The 17366-nt window shown below is 54.0% G+C and carries 17 protein-coding genes; 3 read left to right on the forward strand and 14 right to left on the reverse strand.

The window, feature by feature from the left end; translation table 11 throughout:
* Positions 1–14 precede the first annotated feature (14 nt).
* On the reverse strand, positions 15–578 hold the full coding sequence (locus QOL82_RS12725) for a hypothetical protein (protein WP_283442649.1): 564 nt from the start codon (positions 576–578) through the stop codon (positions 15–17).
* A 1563-nt stretch (positions 579–2141) separates the two neighbouring features.
* Between QOL82_RS12725 and QOL82_RS12730 the strand changes: the two genes are divergently transcribed.
* Positions 2142–3356, forward strand: coding sequence for a D-alanyl-D-alanine carboxypeptidase family protein (locus QOL82_RS12730; protein ID WP_283442650.1), 1215 nt, complete (start codon positions 2142–2144; stop codon positions 3354–3356).
* Between the two features lie 128 nt (positions 3357–3484).
* Here the strand turns inward: QOL82_RS12730 and QOL82_RS12735 are convergent, their stop codons facing one another.
* The 6 genes from QOL82_RS12735 to QOL82_RS12760 form a co-directional block, all read right to left on the reverse strand.
* Positions 3485–3898, reverse strand: coding sequence for a GFA family protein (locus QOL82_RS12735; RefSeq protein ID WP_346772296.1), 414 nt, complete (start codon positions 3896–3898; stop codon positions 3485–3487).
* Between the two features lie 631 nt (positions 3899–4529).
* Positions 4530–5561 carry an OmpA family protein gene (locus QOL82_RS12740; RefSeq protein WP_283442651.1) on the reverse strand — a complete coding sequence of 344 codons (1032 nt, stop codon included), beginning with the start codon at positions 5559–5561 and terminating at the stop codon, positions 4530–4532.
* 702 nt (positions 5562–6263) lie between these two features.
* Positions 6264–7157, reverse strand: coding sequence for an RNA polymerase sigma-70 factor (locus QOL82_RS12745; RefSeq protein ID WP_283442679.1), 894 nt, complete (start codon positions 7155–7157; stop codon positions 6264–6266).
* Positions 7158–7177: 20 nt separating this feature from the next.
* Complete coding sequence (locus QOL82_RS12750; protein WP_283442652.1) at positions 7178–7642, reverse strand: carboxymuconolactone decarboxylase family protein; 465 nt, start codon at positions 7640–7642, stop codon at positions 7178–7180.
* A 332-nt stretch (positions 7643–7974) separates the two neighbouring features.
* On the reverse strand, positions 7975–8382 hold the full coding sequence (locus QOL82_RS12755) for a GNAT family N-acetyltransferase (protein ID WP_283442653.1): 408 nt from the start codon (positions 8380–8382) through the stop codon (positions 7975–7977).
* A gap of 5 nt (positions 8383–8387) precedes the next feature.
* Positions 8388–8987 (reverse strand): glutathione S-transferase family protein, encoded by a 600-nt coding sequence (locus QOL82_RS12760; protein ID WP_283442654.1) that lies wholly within the window; start codon positions 8985–8987, stop codon positions 8388–8390.
* A gap of 399 nt (positions 8988–9386) precedes the next feature.
* On the opposite strand from QOL82_RS12760, the gene QOL82_RS12765 reads away from it, so the two are divergent.
* A complete protein-coding gene (locus QOL82_RS12765) occupies positions 9387–10655 on the forward strand; it encodes an IS110 family RNA-guided transposase (protein ID WP_283442655.1) in 1269 nt (422 codons plus the stop codon).
* 94 nt (positions 10656–10749) lie between these two features.
* On the opposite strand, the gene QOL82_RS12770 is transcribed toward QOL82_RS12765, so the two are convergent.
* The 7 genes from QOL82_RS12770 to QOL82_RS12800 all read right to left on the reverse strand — a co-directional run bounded on the left by QOL82_RS12770 (position 10750) and on the right by QOL82_RS12800 (position 15671).
* Positions 10750–12210: a TIGR01777 family oxidoreductase gene (locus QOL82_RS12770; protein ID WP_283442656.1), complete on the reverse strand. Its 1461-nt coding sequence runs from the start codon at positions 12208–12210 to the stop codon at positions 10750–10752.
* Between the two features lie 103 nt (positions 12211–12313).
* Complete coding sequence (locus QOL82_RS12775) at positions 12314–12799, reverse strand: cell division protein (protein WP_283442657.1); 486 nt, start codon at positions 12797–12799, stop codon at positions 12314–12316.
* A 69-nt stretch (positions 12800–12868) separates the two neighbouring features.
* On the reverse strand, positions 12869–13282 hold the full coding sequence (locus QOL82_RS12780; RefSeq protein ID WP_283442658.1) for a thiol-disulfide oxidoreductase DCC family protein: 414 nt from the start codon (positions 13280–13282) through the stop codon (positions 12869–12871).
* The gene (locus QOL82_RS12785; RefSeq protein WP_283442659.1) at positions 13279–13824 is read right to left on the reverse strand and encodes a GbsR/MarR family transcriptional regulator; all 546 of its coding nucleotides are present in this window, start codon (positions 13822–13824) and stop codon (positions 13279–13281) included. The genes QOL82_RS12780 and QOL82_RS12785 overlap by 4 nt, the downstream gene beginning before the upstream one ends.
* 247 nt (positions 13825–14071) lie before the next feature.
* Positions 14072–14413: a hypothetical protein gene (locus tag QOL82_RS12790; protein WP_283442660.1), complete on the reverse strand. Its 342-nt coding sequence runs from the start codon at positions 14411–14413 to the stop codon at positions 14072–14074.
* Positions 14414–14575: 162 nt separating this feature from the next.
* Positions 14576–15049: a GNAT family N-acetyltransferase gene (locus QOL82_RS12795; protein WP_283442661.1), complete on the reverse strand. Its 474-nt coding sequence runs from the start codon at positions 15047–15049 to the stop codon at positions 14576–14578.
* Positions 15050–15227: 178 nt separating this feature from the next.
* On the reverse strand, positions 15228–15671 hold the full coding sequence (locus QOL82_RS12800; RefSeq protein ID WP_283442662.1) for an energy transducer TonB: 444 nt from the start codon (positions 15669–15671) through the stop codon (positions 15228–15230).
* 591 nt (positions 15672–16262) lie between these two features.
* On the opposite strand from QOL82_RS12800, the gene QOL82_RS12805 reads away from it, so the two are divergent.
* Positions 16263–17009, forward strand: coding sequence for a class II aldolase/adducin family protein (locus QOL82_RS12805; protein ID WP_283442663.1), 747 nt, complete (start codon positions 16263–16265; stop codon positions 17007–17009).
* Positions 17010–17366: the final 357 nt, after the last annotated feature.

Below are 17366 nucleotides of genomic sequence, written 5' to 3' on the forward strand. Positions count from 1 at the left end.
CAAATAGTGAGTTGCTATTGATAAGCGCGCCGTCTATCCGTGCCTATGCTGCCGCCCTGCAAGCAATGCCGATCCGGCGCATGGGCTTTGTTGGCGCGAACCGGGGAGACGACCCTGCCCATGCATACGGTGGTTGGCGGACCTGAGGGCACATCGGTTGGATACCATGCAATGGTCTTGAAGACAGCTGCGACAAATGGGATCGTTCCATTGTCATTAACGAAACCTCTCGTTATAGAACCGACGTTCGGTTCAAACGTAATGCCTGCACCAGTCTGCTCATTGATAAATGTATTGCTCGTGGTCTTGCCAGCGAACAAGTAGCGAATCAGATTGCCTTTTTTGTCGGGAAATATTTTTTTGAAGATCGGCTGCTGCTCCACGATCGTGTTGGTGAGGGGGAAAGTGCAAGCTTTTCCAATTTCAGGCGTGTAGGTCTGCGACCGCGCTGTCGCTGAACGCATCGGCGCTAGCGTTCCCGCTAGAGCAGGAGTTGCAATCGCTGCGGCGCGTATTTTTCTCGTGGCCATTATTGTCAGCACGGTGCTTGAAACCCGCAGCGTAAAACCGTGTTCCACGATGGCACCTCATCGATTGTCGCTAAAGTGCGAGGCAATGGCTGCATATCGAGCGCCCCGCTTTGACATTAGGCGTCCATCCGGTTGCTGAAAGCCCGTATCGCCATAAGGTTGGCGAATCTCAAATGACAAGGCGATTTCCATGCAAGCTGGCGGTCATTAATGATGCGTGCCAGTGCAACCACTTTTGCCGATATCAATCGGCCGCCAAACTCAAGCCTTGCTCTGTAGCATTCTTAACGTTTTCCGTTGTAAGTAACTACGCATTGAATGTACAAAAGTCTTGCTTTATTGCCAAGCAGCTAAATCTGCATATTTAGTAGCTTGCAATTTTATTCCCCCATGAATATTGATGCTGAAATGTTTGCAATGCTTTAATACAAAATCATCCTAAACTTACTGACGTAACTGATATTTTTATCTTTTGATATTCGATGTGAGACCCTGAATGCGTTTCACGGCACGTTTCGACGTTTAACCGATACTGAGATTTACCAGGCGTAACGGACCTTATTGTCGCCGTAGGGTAGGAGCGAGAACGTTCTGTAATCCGCATGATGAACGCCGGGATCTTTGTCTGCAAAGGCAGGCAAAGGTCGAGCTTCTTTATTCAGGAAATTTTTGCAGGGTTCACGATGCTTTAATTCGCTGTCCGGTATTTTTTCCATAGCAGAAAAACCCCGAAAAGCATCAGGATAATGGTCGGCGGTTCCGGCAATTCATTTGGCCCGGGCGGAACGAAACCAGGCGGAGCGTAAGCGGTTGGCCGGAAGTCGTCGGGAGAACCTGGATATACAGGAAGTGGACCAGTTGCGAGGTACGCCGGTGTCGGCGTGCCCCATTCCGGCCGCGGTCCAACATAAGGAACGCTATAGCCAATGCGGATAGCCCCTGGAGGCATACTCATAGGCGCCAGACAATCATGCCTGGATGCCGTGCTGAGCTTAATGCGAGCTGGCGTCGCAAACGGCCTTACCGGGATATAGGGCGTGAGATGTAATTTCGGCCCGATTACAGGAGCAGCCGCGACTTTATGCTTGAGACGAACTGGAGGGCGAACCGATGCAGAGGGAATTGACTGCTGATTACTGCTTTCGCATTGATCGACGCCGGCGAATACAGAAACTGGGACTAAAAAGAACAGCAATGCAGAAAACGTTTTCATGTCGTTCAATTACGGGGCTGAGTAGGACTTTGAGATAAACCACGCACGTTTCAGCGCAACGCGATTTCCTAGTTCCCACTAGCGCCTCGTGTTGCTCCTTCCTGCATATTGAACGTGTTAAATACTTTTCTCCAATAGTTTCAGGTTTCAGATGAATAAGCCCTGCAAAACCGTTGCTAAGTAGTAACACCAATGCAACCAATATTTACCATGAGAAATTAATTCGATAGCATTTAATTAAGAATTGGGTTTTTGCCATTTATATTGCCGGTTGTTTGCCTAAAAAATTTCGTGAATTCAGCGTAGTCGCGAATCTCGTCTCGTATCGACGGCGGGCACGGAAAGTTTGCGGGTAGAATCTCTCGCGTTCCTATCATTCCCTTCCCTGTAGATATCCTATGCTGCCCTCCAGCCTGACCCGCCTTACCGCTTCTGCTTTTGCCAGCACTCTTTTAGTTCTGACACTTCCCGCAACCGCAGCACCGACGGCCGCGCAGCCTGCCGCGCCCGCCGCGCCAGCTGCGGCCCCTGCGTCGGCCTTGCCGCCGGTGCAGGCTCAGACCTGGGCGTTGTACGACCCGGCTGCGGGCAAGATGCTCGCCGCTTATGAAGCGGAGAAACGCATCATCCCGGCCTCGCTCACCAAAGTCTTGACCGGATATATTGTTTCCGAAGCCCTTCGCGACAAGAAACTGAATCCCGACCAGATGGTAAACGTCTCGTTAAATGCATACCGGGTCGATAAATCCAGTTCCAAGATGTACATCGACCCAAAAGTCCCAGTCTCCATCAAGGACTTGCTTTACGGTCTGATCATCCAGAGCGGCAACGATGCGGCGGTCCAGCTGGCTGAAGCCGTTTCGGGAACGGAGGAAGCATTCGCCTCGGTCATGAACAAGAAAGCGGCCGAACTTGGCATGAAGGCGTCGCACTTCGAAAATGCGTCTGGCCTGCCCGGCGCACAGCATTACTCCACGTCGGAAGACCTGGCCGTGCTCGCGGCGCGGGTGATCAAGGACTATCCCGAGGATTACAAGATCTATGCGATCAAGAATTGGGCATACAACAAGATCAACCAGGGCAATCGCAACCTGCTGCTGTACACCGATCCGACGGTGGACGGCATGAAGACCGGCCACGTCAAGGAAAGTGGCTACAACCTTATCGCGTCGGCAAAGCGTCCAAGCGGAGCCGGCGACTACCGTCTTATCGCCGTCGTCACCGGTTCGGCCTCAGCCAAATCGCGTGCCGCCGACGCAGAAAAGCTGCTGAGCTGGGGTTACGCGAACTTCGAAAGCGTGAAGCTGGCCGGCAAGGATGCGGTGGTCGGCACGCCGGTTGTCTGGAAAGGTATGCAAAAAAGCGTCAAGGCCGGCTATGCCGATGACCGATACGAGACAGTCGCCAAGGGAACTGGCGACAAGATGAAAACCGAAGTGGTCATGCAAGACAAGCTGATGGCGCCGCTTGCCAAGGGCACGAAGATCGGTGTCGCCAAGGTCAGCTACAACGGCAAGCCGCTGGCAGAGATCCCGGTCGTGGCGCTTGAGGAAGTCTCGCAGGCAGGATTTTTCGCTCGCCTGATCGACACGGTGAAGCTCTGGTTCGCCTGAGTTGCAGTGGCTTGGGCCTGATCTGACCGAGCATGTCAGATCAGGTATGACGCGGTTCGACACGAAGCAGAAATTGGCACTCGCGAACGAGAAACCTGCGCGGCAGAAGTGCCGCGCAGGCATTCAGGCTAGATTGCCTGATCATTTGGAGGTGAGTACTGCTCTATTACCTGTTGCTCTGTAAGCATAGGTGTTCGATTTGCAAAAGAGTAATACGCTGGCTTCTTGTCCACGTAAATCTGACTGGCCAGGTCGAAATCAGTCGAATCGAATGCGCCCGCAGGGACGAAGTATTCCCCGGTCGCTAAGACCTTGTAGTAGAGGTGAGTTCCGCATCGTTTGCAAAAAGCCCGTTCTGCCCAGTCTGATGACGCATAGGTAGCAATCTGATCAGTTCCGCTGAACTTGACATTTGGCCCACAGTGGACCGCAAGCAAAGGCCCTCCGCCCCACCTGCGGCAAAAGCCACAATGGCAGGCTCCGATTTCTCTCGCATCTGGAGATGTAAAGCTAACCATTCCGCACAGGCAATGACCGTTCATCTTTTTCTCCCTCTCGATCGCGCAATCCAACTATGAAACCCGAATCTTGGCACGACATCGGGACCGCGGCAACCGTGGCCTAAGGTTTGCTCATGGCCCAATGCTGCCTCAACCGTAGCCTTGAGCGCACAAATTCTTCGCTACTACATGGCTTATATCGCACCCTCGAAATTAATCACTGACAGGTGAAGCGGTTATGGCTTGTGCATTATGCCGGCGCCACAGCAATCGATACCAAGCAGCCGCAGTGACGTTGAGCCTTGTCGAGGCAAGGATAGCCTCCGCAAGCCGGCAGTTCGCTGTGATAGGTGTTTGACCTGCAGTCTCACTGGTGACAGGACCAATGCCGTTGAAAATGATGACCGGCCGCTGCTGCGTAGCGTCTGCAGCAATGCTTGGGAAAGCCGGCGTGGCGGGACGCTGTCAGACGATAGAAGGGATAACAATAAGCTAAGTCGCTTCTCTGGATCCGTGGACGCTGGCATTCCCGATGACTGTACCCAGGACGACGTCCGCTGTGAATCAAGTCGGAACGCCGGCCATAGCGATGTCGACATCGGACGACGCCCAAATAACTTGCTACTTCGCGTCGATGCGGCTCAGGAGAGCGAGAAACCCACGCCCGTGTTAACTATTGCAATACCAATTCGACCCTGCGGTTCTTGGCGCGACCTTCTTCCGCAGCATTGCTGGCTAGCGGCGCAAGACTGCCGACGCCACGCCCAGCCATGCGCTTGGCGTCAATTTTGTAGCCCGTCACCAGCGCGCTTACCGCCGCCTGTGCCCGTTGCTGCGACAGCGTCATGTTGGACTCCAGCGTGCCCTGGTTGTCGGTGTGTCCGACGATGTAGACGCGCAGCGTAGGCTGAGCCTGCATCAACTTGGCCATCCCGGCCAGCTGCTCCTTGGATTCCGGCTTGATCTCTGCCTTGCCGGAGTCGAAATACAGCCCATAAAGCGCGATCTTGCCTTCGGCTTTCAGGCCCTGCTCCAATGCCTTGGCATCAACCTTGACTTGCCCGGTAGGCATTGCTTTGGGCTCGACGATCTGCAGGTAAGTGGCCGCCATATTAGTCGATACAACGCTCGCAATGGCTGTGTAGACCATGACATGAATTTCCTGACCATTACGCGGCAGCGTGCCATACCAAAGGCGCCCTTCGGAACCGGTGACAACGCCTGCGTCCAGGCTGTATCTGCTTCCCCCCGGAGTAGTGACCGAGCCCTTGGCCCATTGCATTCCCGACGTATAGTTGTCGTTGCTGCGCATGTGAAAATAAAGCGGCGCGCACTGGCTCTCGCAGGAGAAGCGTCGCTGGAAGCCGGCACTGACGAGCGCTTGCTCATAGTTGCGGAAAACCTCGAGCGGCGACTTGCCGATGGGAGAGATATAGATGACCTTTGTCAGACGACCTTCGGTGGTCAGCGGATCCACCCATTTGTCGCCTTTAACGGCCATTCCCGTCGGGAACTGAGCCTGATCCCAATCATTGGATTTGTAACCGACCATCCATGAACCACTGAATCGTTGGATCAGTGGATGATCACGCCCGCCCTTGACATCTTCCTGCGCTGGCGCTGCGACGGCCTGCGGGGGATAAAAAAAGCCGAATGCTGAAACAGCAATGACAACCAACCGTACGGACGAATTAAAAGCGCGCATGCATTCTCCATTAAAGTGCTCTGATCATAAATCACGGCAGTGTCAATTTATCTGAATGGTCTTGCGTACTGTCAAATGGCAGCGTCAATTTACGGCAATTTATTCGTATGTTCACGACAAGTCTTTGGCTACGTCTCAGGAAGACGCGGTCAAAGTAGAACCACCCATTTCGGGTCTGGTAATCCTGAAATAAAGAACGACATTTTTTTAATATCGTTTCGATAGATCTCACGGTTGGGCGGCAGAAGGTTCGGTAAGCTTTTGGTATGAATGATCCAGAGAGGTTTTTCATTATGAAAAGCAAGGCGAGAAACACCGTCGCATCAATATTCAATCGCGAGCCGGAGCAATCTGAATTACCAATAGCGTCCGAATGCAACGCTATGTTTTCGCAATTGAGTCACTAGTGCCAGCCCCGGTTCACAAGGTGCCATGAAACCCCGTAGGGTGTAATAAGCGCAAGCGCATTACGCCATTGGTTGCGGACAGGCGACGGTGATTGATTGGTCAGTGGTGTAATGCGCTGGGCTTATTACATCCTACGAGCCTACGAGCTAGGCAGACAAATCGGGGCCGATCGATCTCATCCGTTACGCCATGACTTGGATTTGTAATAGGCAGAGCGGCGGGAGCACTTCACCAGACCGCTGGCGGTATTGTGCTAATGCTTTCCTCGAACAAGGTTGGATGCAACGCGATTTGCTAACCGTTGAGCGTTTGGGGTATCGATGCCAGCTTTTCCGGGTTTCGGATGATGAAGACGGCTACGATTAGCCCAGCATCGATAATGAAAGACTGCGCAGATTCGAGCTTTCCTTCCACATAGCGCAGCAAGCCCGGCTCGCCATTGATGAGGGCAGGACGGTAGTCCACCTGCAAGGGATGTTTATGCTCCAGAGACCAAAATACCCCGGCCACCCTTCCCGCTCCTTTTAGAATATGCAGGAAAGAGCTGACTTTCCCGCCGCCGTCCGCGACAAGTTGTACGTCCGCGGACATTAGGGCCCGCATGGCAGCTATATCGCCTTGACGGGCGGCTTGGGTAAAGGTCGCAAGCAGTTCTCGATGCGCACTCTTGGAAACCGAAAATCGCGGTCGCTGCTCCTGGATGCGCGCTACAGCCCGGTGGAAGAGCTGGCGGCAGGCGGCTTCCGATTTGTTGACTACCTGCGCTATTTCGGCGTAGTCCGAATCGAACACCTGCCGCATCAGGAATGCGGCACGCTCATCCGGCGACAGTCGCTCAAGCATCCACATGAAGGCAACGGAAACATCGCTGGTCAGTTCGACGGCGCTTTCCGGCGTGGAGTTGTCCACTTCGACCAATGGTTCGGGCAGCCACCAGCCAATATAAGTCTCACGGTCGGCCTTGCTTGCGCGCAGCCGATCTATCGATAGCCTGGTCGTTACCGTGACGAGCCATGCTTCCAGCGACTGGATCTGGTCCTTGGCAGTGCTATGCCAGCGAAGCCAGGCATCCTGCACAACGTCTTCCGCATCAGCCCGGATGCCCAGCATCCTGTAGGCAATCGAGAATAGCCTCGGGCGGAGTGTGCTGAAGATTTCTTCAGTCGAAGAGTTGGCGTCATTGGTCATGATCAGCAGCCGGTGGATGGTCAGAAACCCGGTGCAGGCTGCTCCGGAATCTGATTCCGCAGCGACAAGTTCAGGACGTTCCATCCACGAATCGCTGCTATGCCGTAACTAAGTTCGGCAATTTCAGTTTCGTTGAAATGCTCGCGCAGTTCCGGGTAAGCGGCGTCGGTGTCGTCGCGCGCTGGAAGCGCGTTGACTGCATCAGCCCATGCCAAGGCAGCACGCTCGCGTTGACTGAAAAACGGCGCCTCGCGCCACCCGGCGATCGCATTTAGGTGGCGTGGATCAGCGCCTTGCTTTAGCAGGGAGCGCCAATGCATATCGACGCAGACACCGCACCCATTCACCTGAGAGACGCGCAGATTGACCAGCTCAAAAAGTCGTTCTCCAATGGAGCTTTGGCTTACCGCTTTCGACAGGTTGATCATTGCATGCAGCGGCTTTGGCGCAAGCGTAAAAAACGGAACGCGAGCAGTGTTCGACATGATTTTCCCTTCTTCAATAAGTGATAGCGCGATATACGCTTTCTACACCTCTTAGACGAACGGCTGCATCAGGTTGTGACAGAACCCACGATTTTTTCGCTGCTGGCATCAATTTCTGATTGTCGCTCCCGTAGCGTACTGTAGTTCCTGATGGGACGAAGATTACGAAGGTCCGGATAAATTGCCGGTGAAATCGATAACGCGATCCAAGTCCGACAATAGAATGAAAGGTTTTCTCCTATCTCGCTGTTGGCTTAGCCAGAACGTGAAGATTCGCCCCTAAAGTGATCTCATTCTTTCACACAAATAAGAGACATCGCGCTCTCAATGCATCAGTGATCTGATCCAGCATAAATCCACATGGACTGCGTTCTCCCTGCTAGTGCAAAACCAAGCGAACGGTAAAACTCAATGGCATCCCCGTCCGCGACCAATATCTGCTGGTGAAATCCGGAATATTTTGTTTGCATTGCTCTCATCATCTCCTTGCCGATTCCTTTGCGATGGAACGCCGGATGAACAAGCATGTGCGGATAGTACACAACTAGATGCTCATCAGATATCGCATTGCCGATTCCAACCAGCTGCTTTTCCAGCCTTGCAGTCACCAGACAATGGGAATTCGCCAATGCCGCCATGAGTTGCGCTGGCTTCTCTGCTGCGGACCAGTTGTTTTTTCTGTAAAGATCCATGACTTCAACTTCATTAACGGAGTCATCTAGCTGTATGTGTAGTTTCATGATGTTTAGCCAATTCCTATAAAACCGGGCTGCGCACGGACCCTTTCGAGCCATTGCCGAATTGCGGAAAAGTTCGCGAGCTCGAAACCACCCTCTTCCGCCACATGCGTATAAGCAAATAGTCCGATATCAGCTATCGTATAGCGCCCGCCGACAAAGAATGGCTGGCTACTCAGATGCGACTCCATGACTTGTAAAGCCTTATAGCCTGGAATCATTTTTGTCTGTAGTTGTGCTTCCAGTTCGGGCGGCCGTCGGAGGTAACGCACGATATAGCGAGCGGTTGCGATATAGGGTTCGTGGCTGTACTGCTCGAAGAACAACCATTGCAATACATGTGCATGCTCGAAGCGGTCGGTGGGCAGGAGCGCCGTTCCTTCAGCGAGAAAGTGGAGTATCGCATTCGATTCCGGAAGGCACTTGCCATCCTCTGTTTCAAGCAATGGAATCTTGCCATTCGGGTTTTTGTTCAAAAACTGGATTGATCGAGTCTCTTTTTTCAGGGTATCGATTCCAACCCATGTGTACGGCAACGCCAATTGCTCGGCTAGAAGCTTTACTTTGTAGCAGTTGCCCGAATTCACATCCCCGTAGATCGTGTACATGATCCCTCATCCTGCGCAAGGTAATGTTTCAGCCTGCCATTAATTTTTTATCAAATCAATAGTTGAATGGAGGAGGGAGAAAAGGGACGGGTTTTGGCTACCCGTTTTCGTGGCCGGGACTGGGAGAATCGACCCAATATAGATACTCCGTCTCGCTTTCGGTGATACTGGGAACGGCTGGCAGGCAATTTCCAGTCAAGGCGGGACATGCACCCGCGGACTACGAATAAATCGACCCAAACATGTGATGTTCGCCGCTTTAGTTTCGAGTCCGCGGGTGTGCTTGCGCTCTTAAACGAATACTCAGGGTTCGCCGTCCGACCGGCTCACTATATTGCCTTCGCAGAACGCAAGCTCGCACGCCCCGTTCCAATAATCTATCACTTCAGGAGGTGTTTGATGAACCCTCTCTCTGATTCTGGCAGCCCATTTACTGCTTTCGTTGGCATCGATTGGGCAGACACAAAGCATGATGTCTGTGTGCAGGGGGCCAATAGTGACCAGCGCGAATTCGCCTCCTTTCCCCACCAGACCAACCGCATTGAAGAATGGGCATCGGAGATGCACCGTCGTTTCGGCGGCACGATCGCCATTGCGCTTGAGCTGGCCAAAGGGCCTATTGTCTATGCTCTGCAGAAATATGATTTCTTCGTGCTCTTTCCAATCAATCCATCCACCCTCGCGAAGTATCGGGAAGCTTTTAAACCCAGCCGTGCCAAAGACGATCCCAGCGATGCAGAGCTTGCCCTGGATCTGCTGTTACGGCATGCCGATCGGTTCCGGCCTCTCAAGCCACAAAGTGTGGCCATGCGCACGCTGCTGACCTTGGTCGAGCAGCGGCGAGAACTAATTGGCGACAAGACCCGATTTACCAACCGGCTATGCAATACGTTGAAGCAATACTATCCACAAGCGCTTGAGTGGTTCGAACAACGCGATACCGCTTTGTTCTGTGACTTCATTAGCCGCTGGCCAACCCTGATGGATGCCAAGCGCGCCCGGACGAGCACCGTAAAGGCATTCTTCAACAAGCACAATGCGCGGCGTGCCAAGATTGTTGAGACGCGTATTGCGTCGATCAACTCGGCAATGTCCCTAACCTCGGACAAGGCTGTCGTTTCGCCTTATCGCCTGCAGGCACTGGTGTTGATTGATCAGTTGCGCATTACCTTGCAAGCCATCGATCGCTTTGATAAGGAAATCGCCTTGGTCGCGCCAACGCTCGCAGACTATGCATTGTTCAGTGAATTGCCTGGTGCTGGTCCTTCCTTGGCACCTCGATTGCTGGTTGCCTTTGGCGAGCAACGTGAACGATTTGCAAATGCCGGTGAACTCCAGCGCTATTCGGGTGTAGCACCGGTTACCGAGCGCAGTGGCAAGAAGTGCTGGGTGCATTGGCGCTGGCAGTGCCCAACGTTTCTGCGACAAACCTTCGTGGAATGGGCAGGCCAGACCATCAATAAGTCCACTTGGGCGGGCGCTTACTATCGTCACCAACGTGCCAAGGGCAGCACTTACCAGGCGGCTGTTCGCGCCTTGGCATTCAAGTGGATCCGGATCCTCTACCGATGCTGGCAAACCAGGACGCCTTACGATGAAGCACGGTACCTCGACGCTCTGCGACGACGTCAATCATCTCTGTTTACGCTACTGACCCCATCGTCCTAAATCACTTGACGGACTACCTCAGGGCGTGAAGCGGACGATTCGTCCAGCCTAAAACTGATCCGGCAAATCAAAGTGCCGCATGATGCAGGGATCTTTACACCAGGGACATGATTGCCTTATCACTCGTCGGATAGTCGAATGCAAACCCTTCTTTAAGTAATGCGCGCGGCGCCACGCGCTGGCCTTCCAGCAACAAACCGGCCTGTTCACCCAACAGAAAACGCACCGGCATGGCAGGCATCGATAAAAACAATGGCCGGCCCAGCCGGTGCGCAATCGCCTGGGTAAACTGCGCCTGCGTTGGCTGTTCCGGGGCGGTGAAGTTGTAGCTTAGTTGCCCGCTATTTGCTTCTGGCCGATTCATCAGATGGGCAATGGCACGCACTAGGTCGCGCACATGGATCCAGGACATGGTTTGCCGTCCTCCGCCGAGGGGGCCGCCCAGCCCAAGCCTGATTGGCAATGCCATCATCGGAAATGCGCCGCCCTTGCCAAGCACCAACCCGAAACGCATGCAAACTGCTTCGACGCCAAAACGGCGCGCCCCCTGGGTCGCACGCTCCCAGTCCTGACATAACTGCGACATAAAGATCGGCTGCGGCGGCGCGTCCTCATTGAATGCAGTCCCATCATCCGGCGGCTGTACGCCGTAATAACCAACCGCTGAGGCCGATAGCATCAAGCGCGGCTTGTGCTTCATGCGTCCCATCCAGTCGACCAACTTTTCCGTGTATGCCACGCGACTATTACGCAACACCTGCTGACGCGCAGCGGTCCAGCGCTGTCCGAGGATGCGTGCGCCAGCCAGATTGATGACCACGTCGACCCGCTCTATCGGTGCGATCTCATCCAGGCGCGCGATGCAACGCACCGCCCCGTTGAATGTCCACGCTGCCTTCTTCGGATTGCGTGCTAATGCAGTCACTGTATGGCCGTCTGCGAGCAATGCACGCACCAGCACCTGTCCGACAAAGCCGGTCGCACCGGTTACCAGCACATGTTGTGGCTGATCGTGAAAACGGACTGGTGACACCGTGCGCTCTCTGGCGTTGTCAATCCCTGTCGCCCGGCTCGCGAACGCATCGCGAATGCCGGAAAGTCCGACGCCGATTCCGCAGAGTGCGAGAAAGATACCCAGCCAGCCTTGGGAATGCCAGACCAGCGCCGTCGGTTCCTCCAGCCATGCCGGCACGTTCAATGCCAGGAGGGTGATGAAAGCGCCGCCGTTAATTGCCAGCACGGTATGGGTGACACGCTCGGAAGCCGGCAGCAACCGGGTCTGGTCTTCAATTACAAAGTCCCAGAGCGTTAAAACAATTTCCACCGCAAAGAATGCGATCAGTGCGATGGCAAACATGCCATGCCACTGCCAGTTCGACAGCCCGACGAACAAAACGCCGTAGATTGCAGCCCGTGTCGCGTGGATCGCCAGCTCGGTGCGTGCGGTCGAACGGTTGGGCAACGCCTCCGTCAACTCGTGGTGATAGACCGTATCGAAAGCACCGAGGAGCCCTTGCGCCGCCATCAATTGCAGTGCCAGTACATGCGTGTTCATAGTGCGGCCAATTCTGCGCTACCGGGCCATAACCAATTCGATCCTGCGAACATCTCGTTCGTTTCATCCTCGGCAACCTCGCCGTCGAAATCGAAGTTTGCGCTCACGCCATCACCTGTGCGGTCCGATCAGAAGAAGGTACTGCACGCCGGTCATGCAGCCATAGCCAAATCAGGGGCGGCAGCATGGTCGCGATGGCAAAGCAATCGATCCAGACGTGAATCCAGGCGTCAGCACGCAAAGAGATCAGCATGTCCTGCGGCCCCCATACCATGATCCCGATCGCAAGCCATGCCCAGGCCATAGCGCTGCGCTGGCGGTCGCCAATGTAGACGAGCACGCCCATCCACAAGGACATGCTTTGGATCGTCGGGCCGAACAGGCTGAGCCACCAGGCCTGCTGCTGTCGTGCGGCCAACGGTGCCGTGTCCGGCCAGAAGGCCGCTTCGATAATCCGGTGATATACGTCCAGCATAGGCAGTGAACCTATCCAAGGCAGCAGAATCCCGGAAATCAAATGTACTGTCACAACACCATACATCCACATCACCACCCAGCCCCTGCCCCGGTCATTCTTGTGGTTGTTCATACGAGCTTCCGAAAAGTTGAGATGCAATCGACCGACGCTTGAAGATCCCTCCTATCGACACTTCAATGTTTAAAACGGATGTCGGGCGCTGCACACGCCATCCTTACAGGTCGGCACAGGCTCATAGCCCATCAGCGCAGAAATGCGGTAACGATTGCGGGCAAACTTGCGATACAGGTAAGCCAGCGGCGGGCGTAGAAAAGATACCCGCAGCGGCAGCACGAACCAGCCTTTGCCTACCAGCGTGTATGCGGCCAGCATGCTGTCGATACCGACCAGCACGTCGCCGGCAGCAGTGCTGCCATGCAGTTCACGGTCCAGTGCCGTCATGTCGACACCTAGAAACGTTGGATCGAAACCCGGCTCCGCGATATCGACAAAGGCCAGTCGCCCGGCCTGGTTCCAGCCGCGTAACCGTGTGATCTCTGCCAGGCAAAACGGGCATTGCCCATCGAAGTAAAGCGTCAGGTCAGCTGTTTTCATGTGGGGGATTCCTTGTCGTCGGAGCCGATAAAACGTGCGACCTTGCCGCCCATTTTCAGAAACTTCTGCAACGTCGCTGGCGGCAAATGTTTATAGTCTTCGTAGGTCGATGTCAGCATCTCGACGAAGTCGAGCACCTGCTCCATCTTCATACGCGCCGCCTGGTCGAGTGCGGGATCGCCATCTGCATCCAGCATGCATTCACGCAGGACCGTCAGCGTCGGATCGATCTCGCGCCGCTTGCGCTCTTCCATCACGATGCGGAAAATTTCCCAGACATCCTGTTGCGCAACAAAGTGATCACGTCGATCGCCGGCCAGGTGCGTCGAGCGTATCAAGCGCCAGCTTTGCAGTTCCTTCAGGCTATTGCTGACATTGGAGCGCGCCAAGACCAAGGTGTCGGCAATCTCCTCCGCTGTCAACGGCGCGTTTGCCAAGAACAGCAACGCATGTATCTGAGCCACCGTACGATTGACGCCCCAGCGGGTACCCATTTCGCCCCAATGGAGGATGTATTTCTGCATTGTTGGACTAAGTTCCATATCCGCATTTCTCTAATTTCTGTCAATACAGAAATTAGAGAATATTCTTGAAAGAAAGTCAAGCTGGAAGTGATTTATGGGAGAGCAAAAAATGGCGGCAACTTGGGCTTTGCCTGCAAAATCAGCGCTGCCCGGCTAATTGAAAATGTGCTTACGGTCAGCTACGGATGCAGCCGAGATGCGTAAAAGCCGCTCAGGGCTGGCCTATCGATGTCCGGCTTCGAACCCTCCGACGGCAGAATAATAGCTATCGGATACCGAATGAATGAGCGAGCCGAACAAGAGTACCGGCGAACAGAGCGGCGCCAAGAAGCGCGAATATCACCAGGAAGCACATGCCGTCCGCACCTGGATGGTCAATGCGAAACTGCCTTAGTCGATTGAGGAGATTGTCCGATACCTCGCCATCTGGCTTTCGCAATACGTATTTGCCCGGCCAGATTACCTCAATCAGCAGCGGAGAAATTAATGCCGCTATTACGAACCCGCCCGCAGCCGCTTTATATTCGCCTTGCATCACAAAGAGAAGAGCGATTCCAGCGAACAGCAGGAACGGCACAATCACCAATAACCTAACCCAGAGACTCATTTTTCCCTGTCGAAAAAAGATTCATTATAGACATATTTGCTGCTGGTGCTATCGGACCTCGACGACGATCGGAATCTATATAAAGTGCAGAGGCAACAATGTCGAACTGTCCGCTTCTGGCCGAATTCCGCTTTTAAATCGAAGGACGGTTTGTAACGGCGTTCAGGCGTTCAGGCGTTTTGCCATCGGTATGCTTTTCATATCAAACCAAAAAACTGGTTCACCGTTCATTTCAAAACCATTCCTGGTGTAGAACGAATGCGCTGTAAGGGTACTGTTGAGGTATAGCGATTGAATGCCGGAACTGGATGCCCAATGTTCTATGGTAGCAAGCATAGCTTTGCCGCTCCCAGTAAAGCGGGCTTCGGGAACCACGTAGCAAAGCAACACTTCACCTGATCTAGACGACATAGCATAGCCCACCACTTCGCTGCCCTTGACTGCGACTGCCGAGAAAAGGCTTTCGTCTACTATCCAGCTTCTCAACGTCTCAGGCGTCTTGTTCTGAACCCACGCAGCAATGAGCTTGGGGTCGCTCCGATGGTCTTCGAAGCAGCATTCTGTGATAGAGCGGCAAAGCACTTTGCTCGCAGCGGCCGCATCATATTCGATTGCAGGACGGACGTGAATTTGCATGCGTTGACCTTTCTCTTTGCATTTTCCTGCGTCACGCCGCAGCGCCGGGTTTGGCCCGCGGCTTTTGACGGACCAGATGCGACCCGAAGCAGCCGAAGAAGATTGCCCGGAAGCGAACGTACTCGTAACCTTGGAATGAATGACGCCGCAAAGAGCGCCCCGATGGAAGGGTCAGGACTCACTGCAATTCGAATCGGAACGCCTGCCGCACCGTGGTCTTGACGCGTCTACCGGCCTCAATGGGAGGCTCAATTTTCCAGTCACGTGCCACTGCCAGGACAGCATCAAGAAGAACTGGATACTTGTAATTTTTTGGCACGACGCTTTCGACCTCGCCTGCCTCATTGAACAGAATATCTACTATGACGTGATCCCTGAGATCGGCCCTGATAGCTTCGTCGGGCATCCTTGGCATCGGAGCGCGCAGCAGGCGCATTTCCTTATCCAAGGAATTTCCGGGCGCCCACGTCGGCTTCACCAACCCATTTTTAATTAAGGTGGCTTCAGCCGCAACGCCGGACAGCTCGACTTCAGAACCGACGCCATACGTCTGCTGCGGCGGGCTGCTGCATGCCACGAGAACGGAAGCGAAAAGAAGTGAAATGGCCAAGGTGTGAGTCATGGTGATATGCCCTGTGGACCTCAAGTTTTAAGCTGAGCGGCGGGCTAAAGCGAATTAGGTACGCCATCGCATTCAGAATTGCCACCGGCTATGCAGACAGAGTGCAGACATTTCCATTTGGAAATATAGTATACCTGGCTTTATGATTTGCGGCATCCCACGTATACGGGAGGCGAAGAAACTCGGCAGATCTTGTCTCGGGTTTTTCTTGATCGAGGAATCAGGGACATCGTTCGCGGACGTACGGATTGACTGGAGCCAGTCGTTTTTTTAAGTCCGCTTCGGATCAGTAAGCAGTTCCTCTGATGGTCCGGCACTGGCCGAATAAAGCCAAGGCCTGAACGGGTAAGATCGACCCGAAGCCGTCACCCAACCGGGTCATTAGGACTACGCTACTATTTCACAAGCTGTTCCGGCTCTTCGAAACCGCTTTCTACCATACGATGATACAGTGGAGCCTGCTACTCAAGAAACGCTTAGGCTAAGAATTCGTTCATCAGCCCGATCAGCCCCAACGGTTTTGCACCATGATTGGCGGGCCCGATGACGTACACAGCCCACTTCGACATTGCATGAGCAAGGACTGTTTGAATGAATCACGAAAACGATGAGGTTTGGAGAATCCGCGTTCATTTGGCAGCCGCGAACCGACTGGCGGTGTACGACGACCTAGAAGAAGGTATCGATAACCACTTCACAGTGCGCGTTCCGGGCAAGGAAGATCGGTATTTGGTACTCCCGTTCGGCCGGCACTGGTCCGAAGCAAAGGCGAGCGACCTGATCGTATTCAACGAAGCCGGCGATGTTCTCGAAGGGGATGGAACTCTGGAACTCAGCGCACTGAGCATTCACGCTCCTCTTCATCGAATCACCGGTGCGAATGTGGTCCTGCACACACATCAGACGTGGGCCCTAGCGCTGAACATGATGGAAGACAACCGCCTGCTCCCTGGGAGTCAGACCGCAGCTTTCCTCACGCCGCACATTGCTTACGACGACGGCTACGCAGGCCTTGCTGACTCGCTGAGCGAAGGCGAACGACTTGCTGCCATTCTAGGCACCAAGCAAATTGTTTTTATGAAAAACCACGGCGTTCTCGTGATCGGCGAAACGATCGCGCAGGCTTACCGACGCCTGTACAAGCTAGAGCGCGTTTGCCGCGCGCAAATACTGGCAATGTCTACCGGCCGGCCGTTAGCGGTACTTGACGAGGCAACTGTAGAGAAGGTGAGCCGCCCAAATCCGCGCAACAGTCATTCGCAGGAAGAGCGCGAAGCGCTCTATTTCGCGGCCATGATGCGGGTGTTAGATCGCGACATGCCCGGCTATGCGGATTAATGAATGGTCAGGCGATTAGTCCTGGCTTGTCTATTTGCGTTTGCTTACGACGTCGACTCCGGCAACCGAACTTCAAGTCGTATGCAAGGCCGTCTCGTCCACAAATGGAGCGCTGATAGGGTTTTGATCAAAAGTGGATTGCTACTCAAAAAAGGGGCGGCCATGGCTTAGATATAGTTACCGGATTCGGGACTAGATTATCGGTGCCTTTTCTGCCCAACAGCGATGCATGCTCTCCACCACAAGCATTGACCTGCACTCCATTGACGATGCACGACATTGGGAAACGGTGGAGGAACCCCACACGGACTAGCCAAGAGTCGCTTCCGCTATAGAGTAAAGGCGACCGTCTGCTGT

Origin of the sequence: Noviherbaspirillum suwonense (assembly GCF_900182955.1) — a bacterium.
GTDB lineage: Bacteria > Pseudomonadota > Gammaproteobacteria > Burkholderiales > Burkholderiaceae_D > Noviherbaspirillum_A > Noviherbaspirillum_A suwonense.

Bases quoted from the DNA above. Each gene is read 5' to 3' on its own strand.
- QOL82_RS12805 (WP_283442663.1), top strand. From the start codon at position 16,263: ATGAATCACGAAAACGATGAGGTTTGGAGAATCCGCGTTCATTTGGCA.
- QOL82_RS12785 (WP_283442659.1), bottom strand. From the start codon at position 13,824: ATGGAACTTAGTCCAACAATGCAGAAATACATCCTCCATTGGGGCGAA.
- QOL82_RS12780 (WP_283442658.1), bottom strand. From the start codon at position 13,282: ATGAAAACAGCTGACCTGACGCTTTACTTCGATGGGCAATGCCCGTTT.
- QOL82_RS12770 (WP_283442656.1), bottom strand. From the start codon at position 12,210: ATGAACACGCATGTACTGGCACTGCAATTGATGGCGGCGCAAGGGCTC.
- QOL82_RS12795 (WP_283442661.1), bottom strand. From the start codon at position 15,049: ATGCAAATTCACGTCCGTCCTGCAATCGAATATGATGCGGCCGCTGCG.
- QOL82_RS12775 (WP_283442657.1), bottom strand. From the start codon at position 12,799: ATGAACAACCACAAGAATGACCGGGGCAGGGGCTGGGTGGTGATGTGG.
- QOL82_RS12790 (WP_283442660.1), bottom strand. From the start codon at position 14,413: ATGAGTCTCTGGGTTAGGTTATTGGTGATTGTGCCGTTCCTGCTGTTC.
- QOL82_RS12755 (WP_283442653.1), bottom strand. From the start codon at position 8,382: ATGAAACTACACATACAGCTAGATGACTCCGTTAATGAAGTTGAAGTC.
- QOL82_RS12735 (WP_346772296.1), bottom strand. From the start codon at position 3,898: ATGAACGGTCATTGCCTGTGCGGAATGGTTAGCTTTACATCTCCAGAT.
- QOL82_RS12765 (WP_283442655.1), top strand. From the start codon at position 9,387: ATGAACCCTCTCTCTGATTCTGGCAGCCCATTTACTGCTTTCGTTGGC.
- QOL82_RS12740 (WP_283442651.1), bottom strand. From the start codon at position 5,561: ATGCGCGCTTTTAATTCGTCCGTACGGTTGGTTGTCATTGCTGTTTCA.
- QOL82_RS12730 (WP_283442650.1), top strand. From the start codon at position 2,142: ATGCTGCCCTCCAGCCTGACCCGCCTTACCGCTTCTGCTTTTGCCAGC.
- QOL82_RS12800 (WP_283442662.1), bottom strand. From the start codon at position 15,671: ATGACTCACACCTTGGCCATTTCACTTCTTTTCGCTTCCGTTCTCGTG.
- QOL82_RS12745 (WP_283442679.1), bottom strand. From the start codon at position 7,157: ATGACCAATGACGCCAACTCTTCGACTGAAGAAATCTTCAGCACACTC.
- QOL82_RS12760 (WP_283442654.1), bottom strand. From the start codon at position 8,987: ATGTACACGATCTACGGGGATGTGAATTCGGGCAACTGCTACAAAGTA.
- QOL82_RS12750 (WP_283442652.1), bottom strand. From the start codon at position 7,642: ATGTCGAACACTGCTCGCGTTCCGTTTTTTACGCTTGCGCCAAAGCCG.